The 7,372-nt window shown below is 73.2% G+C and carries 10 protein-coding genes; all 10 read left to right on the top strand.

Going from position 1 to position 7,372, the window contains the following annotated elements:
- Window positions 1-788 (top strand): GspE/PulE family protein (locus ABYX71_RS09190; RefSeq protein WP_372696203.1); only part of this gene is annotated, 788 nt, incomplete at its 5' end.
- Window positions 788-1,999: a type II secretion system inner membrane protein GspF gene (gene gspF, locus ABYX71_RS09185; protein ID WP_372696202.1), complete on the top strand. Its 1,212-nt coding sequence runs from the start codon at window positions 788-790 to the stop codon at window positions 1,997-1,999. The genes ABYX71_RS09190 and gspF, both read left to right, overlap by 1 nt.
- Complete coding sequence (gspG, locus tag ABYX71_RS09180; protein ID WP_372696201.1) at window positions 1,999-2,442, top strand: type II secretion system major pseudopilin GspG; 444 nt, start codon at window positions 1,999-2,001, stop codon at window positions 2,440-2,442. The genes gspF and gspG overlap by 1 nt, the downstream gene beginning before the upstream one ends.
- 13 nt (window positions 2,443-2,455) lie before the next feature.
- The gene (gene gspH / locus ABYX71_RS09175) at window positions 2,456-2,983 is read left to right on the top strand and encodes a type II secretion system minor pseudopilin GspH (protein WP_372696200.1); all 528 of its coding nucleotides are present in this window, start codon (window positions 2,456-2,458) and stop codon (window positions 2,981-2,983) included.
- Window positions 2,983-3,369 (top strand): type II secretion system protein GspI, encoded by a 387-nt coding sequence (locus tag ABYX71_RS09170; protein WP_372696199.1) that lies wholly within the window; start codon window positions 2,983-2,985, stop codon window positions 3,367-3,369. Before gspH ends, ABYX71_RS09170 begins: the two co-directional genes overlap by 1 nt.
- On the top strand, window positions 3,366-3,914 hold the full coding sequence (gspJ, locus tag ABYX71_RS09165; protein WP_372696198.1) for a type II secretion system minor pseudopilin GspJ: 549 nt from the start codon (window positions 3,366-3,368) through the stop codon (window positions 3,912-3,914). The genes ABYX71_RS09170 and gspJ overlap by 4 nt, the downstream gene beginning before the upstream one ends.
- Window positions 3,911-4,825 (top strand): type II secretion system minor pseudopilin GspK, encoded by a 915-nt coding sequence (gspK, locus tag ABYX71_RS09160; RefSeq protein WP_372696197.1) that lies wholly within the window; start codon window positions 3,911-3,913, stop codon window positions 4,823-4,825. The genes gspJ and gspK overlap by 4 nt, the downstream gene beginning before the upstream one ends.
- Complete coding sequence (gspL, locus tag ABYX71_RS09155; RefSeq protein WP_372696196.1) at window positions 4,825-5,961, top strand: type II secretion system protein GspL; 1,137 nt, start codon at window positions 4,825-4,827, stop codon at window positions 5,959-5,961. The genes gspK and gspL overlap by 1 nt, the downstream gene beginning before the upstream one ends.
- Window positions 5,958-6,449 (top strand): type II secretion system protein GspM, encoded by a 492-nt coding sequence (gspM, locus tag ABYX71_RS09150; protein ID WP_372696195.1) that lies wholly within the window; start codon window positions 5,958-5,960, stop codon window positions 6,447-6,449. The genes gspL and gspM overlap by 4 nt, the downstream gene beginning before the upstream one ends.
- Window positions 6,450-6,551: 102 nt before the next feature.
- Window positions 6,552-7,372, top strand: an 821-nt coding sequence (locus ABYX71_RS09145; RefSeq protein ID WP_372696194.1) for a Clp protease N-terminal domain-containing protein, incomplete at its 3' end; no start/stop codon positions are given.

Below are 7,372 nucleotides of genomic sequence, written 5' to 3'. Positions count from 1 at the left end.
CCGATGACCTGCTGCGACAGGTCGACGCGCTGATCCACTGCCCGCACGGCATCCTGCTGGTCACCGGCCCCACCGGCTCGGGCAAGACCACCTCGCTGTACGCCATGCTGACGCGGCTGAACGACCGCTCGCGCAACATCCTCACCGTCGAGGATCCGGTCGAGTACCACCTCGACGGCATCGGCCAGGTGCCGGTGAACCCGCGCATCGACATGAGTTTCGCGCGGGGTCTGCGCGCCATCCTGCGCCAGGACCCGGACGTGGTGATGGTGGGCGAGATACGCGATCTGGAAACCGCGCAGATCGCCGTGCAGGCCAGCCTCACCGGGCATCTGGTGCTGTCCACGCTGCACACCAACACCGCCGCCGGCGCCGTGACGCGCCTGCGCGACATGGGCATCGAGCCGTTCCTGCTGGCCTCGTCGCTGATCGGCGTCATCGCCCAGCGCCTGGTGCGCCGGCTGTGCGTGCAGTGCCGGCGCCCGTACACCGCCAGTGCGGCCGAGGCGGCACTGCTGGGTGTGGATGCCGACCGGCCGCCGACGCTGCATGCCGCGGTCGGCTGTGCGCATTGCCACGGCAGCGGCTACCGCGGCCGCAGCGGCATCTACGACCTGGTGGTGGTGGACGACACGACGCGCGCGCTGATCCACGACGGCGCCAGCGAGGCGGCGCTGGAAGCCGAGGCGCGGCGCCGCACGCCGAGCCTGTTCGACGACGGCCGCCGCCGCGTGCTGGCCGGCGACACCAGCCTCGACGAACTGCTGCGCGTGACGCAGCTGCACTGATGGCGGCCTTCCAGTACACCGCGGCCCGCCCCGACGGCGCCAGCACGCGTGGTCTGATCGAGGCCGATTCGCCGCGCCAGGCCCGCAGCGAGCTGCGGCGTCAGGGCCTGCTGCCGCTGGACCTGTCCGAGGTACGCGCCGCCGCGGCGGGTGACCGCTTCGCGCTGGGCGGTGGTCACCTGCGCGGCGCGGAGCTGGCCCTGCTCACGCGCCAGCTGGCGGTGATGGTCGACAGCGGCCTGCCGCTGGAAGAAACCCTGCGCGCGGTGGCCGAACAGGCCGAGTCGCCGCGCCACAAGCGCGTGCTGACGGCGGTACGCAGCCGCGTGCTGGAGGGGCATTCGCTCAACGCCGCGCTGGCCGAGCATCCGCGCAGCTTCGCCGAGTTTTACCGGGCCGCGGTCAGCGCCGGCGAGGCCGCCGGGCGCATGGGCGAGGTGATGGACCGCCTGGCCGATTTCCTGGAGCAGCGCCAGGCGCTGCAGCAGAAGGTGCTGCTGGCGCTGTTCTATCCGATCACGCTGACGGTGGTGTCCGCGGCCGTGGTCATCGGGCTGGTGACCTACGTGGTGCCGGAAATCGTGCAGGTGTTCGACCGCATGGGCCAGACGCTGCCGTGGATCACCCGCGCGCTGATCGCCGTCAGCGGTTTTCTGCGCCAGTTCGGCCCGGCCCTGCTGCTGGCACTGGTGGCGGCCGTGGTCGGCGGGCGGTTGCTGCTGCGTGCGCCGGCGCTGCGCCTGCGTGCCGCGGCCGGGCTACTGCGGGTGCCGTTGCTGGGGCGACTGCTACGCGGGCTCGACGAGGCGCGCTTCACCGGCACGCTGGGCACGCTGGTCAGCGCCGGCGTGAACCTGGTCGACGCCCTGCGCGTGTCGGCGCGCGTGGTCGGTAACCGGCATCTTCGCGCCGGATTCGAGGCCGCCGCCGAGCGCGTGCGTGAGGGCGCCGCGCTCAATCAGGCGCTGCGCCGCGAGCGCCTGCTGCCGGCCATGAGCCTGCGCCTGATCGCCAGCGGCGAGGCCGGCGGCGAACTGGGGCCCATGCTGGCGCGCGCCGCCACGCTGCAGGAGCGCGCGCTGCAGAACACCGTGGCGGTGTTGCTGGGCGTGTTCGAGCCGGCGCTGATCCTGGCCATGGGCGGCGCCGTGCTGGTGATCGTGCTGGCCATCCTGATGCCGATTTTCGAACTCAACCAACTGGTGAAGTGATGCAGACCTGTCGAACAAAGCACCGGGGTTTCACCCTCATCGAGGTGATGGTGGTGGTGGTCATCCTGGGCATCCTGGCGGCGCTGGTGGTGCCCAGGATCATGGGCCGGCCGGATGAGGCGCGTGTCATCAAGGCGCGTCAGGACGTGCAGGCCATCGAGGCGGCGTTGAACCTGTACCGGCTCGACAACCACGCCTACCCGAGCACCGAGCAGGGTCTTGCCGCACTGGTGGAGAAGCCCGGTGGCGAACCGGCGCCGGCCAACTGGAAGGCGGGTGGTTATCTCAATCGCGTGCCGCAGGACCCGTGGGGGCGCGATTACCTGTACCTGAACCCGGGCCTGCACGGCCAGATCGACGTCTGGAGTTACGGCGCCGACGGTCAGGAAGGCGGCGAGGGCGTGGATGCGGATGTCGGCAACTGGGTCGATTCCGACCGGTGATGATGGTCCGGTGATGACGGGCGCGCTGCCTTCATGCCGCCACGGCCGCGGTTTCACCCTGCTCGAGGTGGTGGTGGTGCTGGCCCTGATCGGCGTGATCCTGGGCTTCGCCCGCCTGTCGGTGGGCGATGGCGGCGCCGGTGCGCGTCTGGAACAGGACGCGCGCACGCTGGCGGCGGCGCTGCGTCTGGCGCGGGAAGAGGCGGTGCTGGACGGACGCGAGCTTGGCCTGTGTCTGGCCACCGAGGGTTATCAGTTCAGGCGCCTGGTGGACCGGCGCTGGCTGCCACTGGTGGATGCGCGGGCCCTGCGGACGCGGCGGCTGGCCGAGCAGGAGCACCTGTCGCTGCGCATCGACGGCCAGCCGGTGGCGTTGCCGGACCGGCTCGGGCAGGGGGATCGCCCGCAGGTGTTCCTGCTGTCGACGGGCGAGGCGACGCCGTTTTGCGTGGACGTTGCCGGCCGCCACGCGCGGGCCTGGCGGGTGTGCGTGGCAGGCGATGGGACGGTCGACCTGGCCGCGCCGCAGGCGTCCGGCTGATGCGCGGCTTCACGCTGCTGGAAGTACTGGTCGCGCTGCTGGTGGTGTCGATCACGCTGGCGGCGGCCAACGCCGCCGTGGGGGGTGGCGCGGCGCGCGCGCGGGCGCTCGAACAGCGCACCTTCGCCGGCTGGGCGGCGCACAACGTGCTGACGCGGCTGTGGCTGGATGGATTTGCCGGTACCACCACGCAGGCGGTCCAGACGCAGGCCGGCGAGCGGCTGAGGGTGACTGTCGACATCGAGTCGCGGGCGGGCCTCAGGCAGGCCACGCTCACCGTGCAGCCGGCCGCGGATGCCCCGGGGGGCGAGGTGCTGGCGCGGCTGACGGGTTTCCTGCCGGCGTTGAAGGGTGCGGCCGCGCCGTCATCGGAGGCGCCGCCATGAAGGCGCGCGTCGGCGGCTTCACGCTGCTGGAGCTGCTGGTGGCGCTGGCCGTGTTCGCGGTGCTGGCGACGCTTGCCTACGGCAGCCTGGCGCGTGTGCTGGAGGGGCGCGACAGACTGGCCGCGCGGGCCGATGCGCTCGGCCGGTTGCAGCGCGTGCACGGGCAGTTGGCGCGCGACTGCTCGGCCCTGGTGGCACGGCCGGTGCGCGACGAGCTTGGCGATCCCGAACCCGCGCTGCGCCGCGCGCCGGACGGCAGCCTCGAACTCACCCACGGCGCCTTCGGCAACCCGCTCGACCGGCCGCGTGCGCAGGTGCAGCGCGTGCGCTGGCAGGTGCGCGGCGGCGTGCTGTACCGCGATGCCTGGCCGGTGCTGGACCGCGTGCCCGGCACCCGCCCGCAGGCCCAGCGCATGCTCGCCGACGTGCGCCGTTTCACGGTCGCCATCGAGGCCGGCGCCGACGCGCGTGCCGTCCGCGTGCTGCTCGACGCGCCGCCGTTCGGTGCCGTCGAGTGGCTGTTGCCGGTGCCGGAGGACGTGTGACCCGGCCGGCCCGAAACCAGCGTGGCGTGGCATTGCTGCTGGCGCTGCTGCTGACGGCCGTGGTCACCGTGCTGGCGGTGGCGGTGGCCGGCGACCAGGCGTTCGCCCTGCATCGCAGTCACAACCTGTCGCGCCGGATGCAGGCCGGTGCCTACCTGACCGGCGTCGAGTATCTGGCGGCCGCCCATCTGCGCCCGCGGCTGGCCGACGCGCAGGCGCCGTCGCCGGTGCGCCTGCTGCTGCCCTGGCCGCTGGAGGTGGCCGGGCGCGGCACGCTGCGCGACGCGCAGGGCTGTTTCAACCTGAACGCCCTGTCGCCGCAGGCCGGCGACATCACGCTGGCCGAGGCGCGCTTTCGGCGTCTGCTGGCGCTGCTCGACCTGCCGGCGGCCATCGCCGATCAGCTGCTCGACTGGCTGGACGAGGACGCCGAGGCGCGCTTCGCCGGGGCCGAGGACGACGCCTACAGCCGCCGCGACCCGCCCATGCGCACCGCCGACGCGCCGCTGGCGGACGTGTCCGAACTGCGCCTGCTGCCGGCCATGGACGGCGCCGCCTACGCGGCGCTCGCGCCGCTGGTGTGTGCGCTGCCGCCGGCTGCGGCCATCAACGTCAACGCCGCAGCACCCCCGTTGCTGGCGGCGGTGATCGACGGCCTGCGACCGGGCCGCGCCGGTGATCTCGCTGCCCGCGCCGCGGCGGCGCCGTTTGCCAGCCTGGACGCCTTTCTGGCCGATCCGGCGCTCAGCGGGCTGCTGGTCGAGGCCGCGGGACTGACGGTGCGGTCGGACTGGTTCGCGTTGCAGGCCGAGGTCACGCTGGACGGATTCACCCTGCAGCGCGACAGCCTGCTGCAGATGTACGGCGGTCAGGTGCGGGTGCGCCGTCGTCTCGAACACAGGGTTGGCTGATGACACGCGTGGTGCGCTGGGACGGTGCGGACGATTGGCGGTGGTATGACGGTGCCGCGCTGTGCCGGGGGGATGCCGCGGCGCTGGCGACGGCCGTGGGTGATGCCCCGCTGAACGTGCTGCTGGCGACCCCGCAGGCCTGGGTCGGGGCGCAGGTGCTGCCGCGTGTCGCCGGCCGGCGGCTGCGGCAGGCGGTGGCATTTGCCGTCGAGGACCAGCTGGCCGGCGACCTGGAGGCCCAGCACGTGGCGGTCGGCCGGCGCCATGCCGACGGGCGGGTCGAGTTCGCGGTGATCGCTGGCGATGCACTGCAAGCGGCGCTGGCGCGCCTGCGCGCGGCCGGGTTGAGGGCGGTCAGCCTGACGCCACTGGCTTCACTGTTGCCGCCGGACGGCGCCGGCGTGCTGGCCGAGCCGGACTGGCTTACGGTGCGACTGGCCGGCGAGGCCAGCCTGTGCGGTCCGCCGCAGGACATCCTGCCGTTGTTGGCGGCGCTGAATCCGCCGGCGCTCGACTGGCGTCAGTTGCCGGGTGGTCCGCCGCCACCGCCCGACGTGCCGGCGCAGGTGACGCAGGTGCCGGCGCAGGCGTTGCCGCGCCTGGCGGCCGGCGGTGGCGTCGACCTGTTGCAGGGTGCCTTTGCGCCGCCGCCGGTGGCGGGGCGCTGGCGTCCGTGGCGGCCGGCGCTGGTGGCCGCCGCGGTGTGGCTGGTGCTGCTGGTGGCCGGCCGGGTGCTGGAGACGCACCAGCTGGCGCAGCGCAACGCCGCGTTGCGTGAGGCGGTGAGCGGCGAGTTCATGCGGCTGTTTCCGGAGGAGGGGCGTCCGGTGAGCCTGCGCGCGCAGGCACAGCGACGCCTCGAACTGCTCGAACGCGGCGCCCGGGGTGAGGATGCCCTGCTGCCGCTGCTCACCGTCGCCGCCGGTGCGTTGCCGGCCGGGCAGGTGCTGAGCGGGCTCGACTATGGCGACGGCCGGCTGGCGCTGGATCTGAACCTGCCCGACCTGCCGGCCGTGGAGGCGCTGCGCGGCGCGCTGGCCACGCACCCCGGGGTGCGCACGCAGTTGCCGGTGGCCGTGGCGCAGGACGGCGTGGTGCGCACGCGCGTGGTGTTGCACACGCGGGGGGCGCCGTGAGCCTGCGCGCGGTCAGCCTTGCCAGGTGGCGCCAGCGGACGGTGCGCGAGCGGCGTGTGTTGTCGCTCGGTGCCTGTGTGTTGGCGGCGCTGCTGGCATACGGCGGGTTGTGGGTGCCGTGGCAGGCGACGCGGGCGCGCCTGGCGGCGGACAACGCGCGCCTGACGGCCGACCTGGCCTGGCTGCAGGGCCTTGCGCCGCGCGTGCAGGCGCTGCGTGCCGCTCAGGGGGAGGACGCGCCCGCCGCGGGGGCGCTGCCGGTGCGGCTCGATGCCAGCCTGCGCGCGGCGGGGTTCGGCGCCCGGCTGCGGCGGCTGGAGCCGGCGCCGGACGGCGGCGTGCGGGTGTGGCTGGACGAGGTGCCGTTCGACGGCCTGGTCGGCTGGCTGGGCCGTGTCACGGCGCAGGGCATTACGGTGGAACGCTTCGGTGTCACGCCCGGGGCGTCCCCCGGACGGGTGAATGCCCGCCTGACCGTGCGCGATTGATTCCGGTCACCGGGGCGGCGATGGGCGCTTGAAGGACGCGCGTCGCCACCCCACCTTGCATGACAACGGGCGCGATCGCCGCGCCGGACCGGAGAACCCAGAATGCGCATGGACAAACTGACCACACAGTTCCAGAAGGCGCTGGCCGACGCCCAGAGCCTGGCCGTCGGTCGCGATCATCAGTTTCTCGAACCGTTGCACGTGCTGCTGGCCATGCTGGCGCAGGACGGTGCCGGCATCGGCACGCTGCTGGCGCACGCCGGCGTGGCGGTGGACCGCCTGCGGGCGGATCTTGGCAAGGCCGTGGAGCGCCTGCCGCAGGTGCAGGGCGTCGGTGGCGACGTGCAGCCCTCGCAGGCACTGATGCGGGTCTTGAATCTGGCCGACAAGTACGCCCAGCAGCGCGGCGATGACTACATTGCCAGCGAGATGTTCCTGCTGGGGGCGCTCGAGGACCAGGGCGAGACCGGTCGCATCCTCAAGGACGCCGGTGCCCGGCGCGAGGCGGTGGAGCAGGCCATCGACACCGTGCGCGGCGGCGAGAAGGTCACGTCCGAGAGTGCCGAGGAGGCGCGCGGCGCGCTCGACAAGTACACGATCGACCTCACCGAGCGGGCCCGGCAGGGCAAGCTTGATCCGGTGATCGGCCGCGACGAGGAAATCCGCCGCGCCGTGCAGGTGCTGCAACGGCGCACCAAGAACAACCCGGTGCTGATCGGCGAGCCCGGCGTCGGCAAGACCGCCATCGTGGAGGGCCTGGCCCAGCGCATCGTCAACGGCGAGGTGCCCGAGGGGCTCAAGGACAAGCGGGTGCTGGTGCTCGACATGGGCGCGCTGATCGCCGGTGCCAAGTACCGCGGCGAGTTCGAGGAGCGCCTGAAGGCGGTGCTGAACGAGCTGGCCAAGCAGGAAGGCCAGATCAT

This window comes from Immundisolibacter sp., from assembly GCF_041625615.1.
GTDB lineage: Bacteria > Pseudomonadota > Gammaproteobacteria > Immundisolibacterales > Immundisolibacteraceae > Immundisolibacter.
This window is presented reverse-complemented; position numbering and strand designations above follow the sequence as displayed.

What these genes read in the sequence shown, in the direction of transcription:
- gspF (WP_372696202.1), top strand. Translation starts at nt 788, where the DNA reads ATGGCGGCCTTCCAGTACACCGCGGCCCGCCCCGACGGCGCCAGCACG.
- gspG (WP_372696201.1), top strand. Translation starts at nt 1,999, where the DNA reads ATGCAGACCTGTCGAACAAAGCACCGGGGTTTCACCCTCATCGAGGTG.
- gspH (WP_372696200.1), top strand. Translation starts at nt 2,456, where the DNA reads ATGACGGGCGCGCTGCCTTCATGCCGCCACGGCCGCGGTTTCACCCTG.
- ABYX71_RS09170 (WP_372696199.1), top strand. Translation starts at nt 2,983, where the DNA reads ATGCGCGGCTTCACGCTGCTGGAAGTACTGGTCGCGCTGCTGGTGGTG.
- gspJ (WP_372696198.1), top strand. Translation starts at nt 3,366, where the DNA reads ATGAAGGCGCGCGTCGGCGGCTTCACGCTGCTGGAGCTGCTGGTGGCG.
- gspL (WP_372696196.1), top strand. Translation starts at nt 4,825, where the DNA reads ATGACACGCGTGGTGCGCTGGGACGGTGCGGACGATTGGCGGTGGTAT.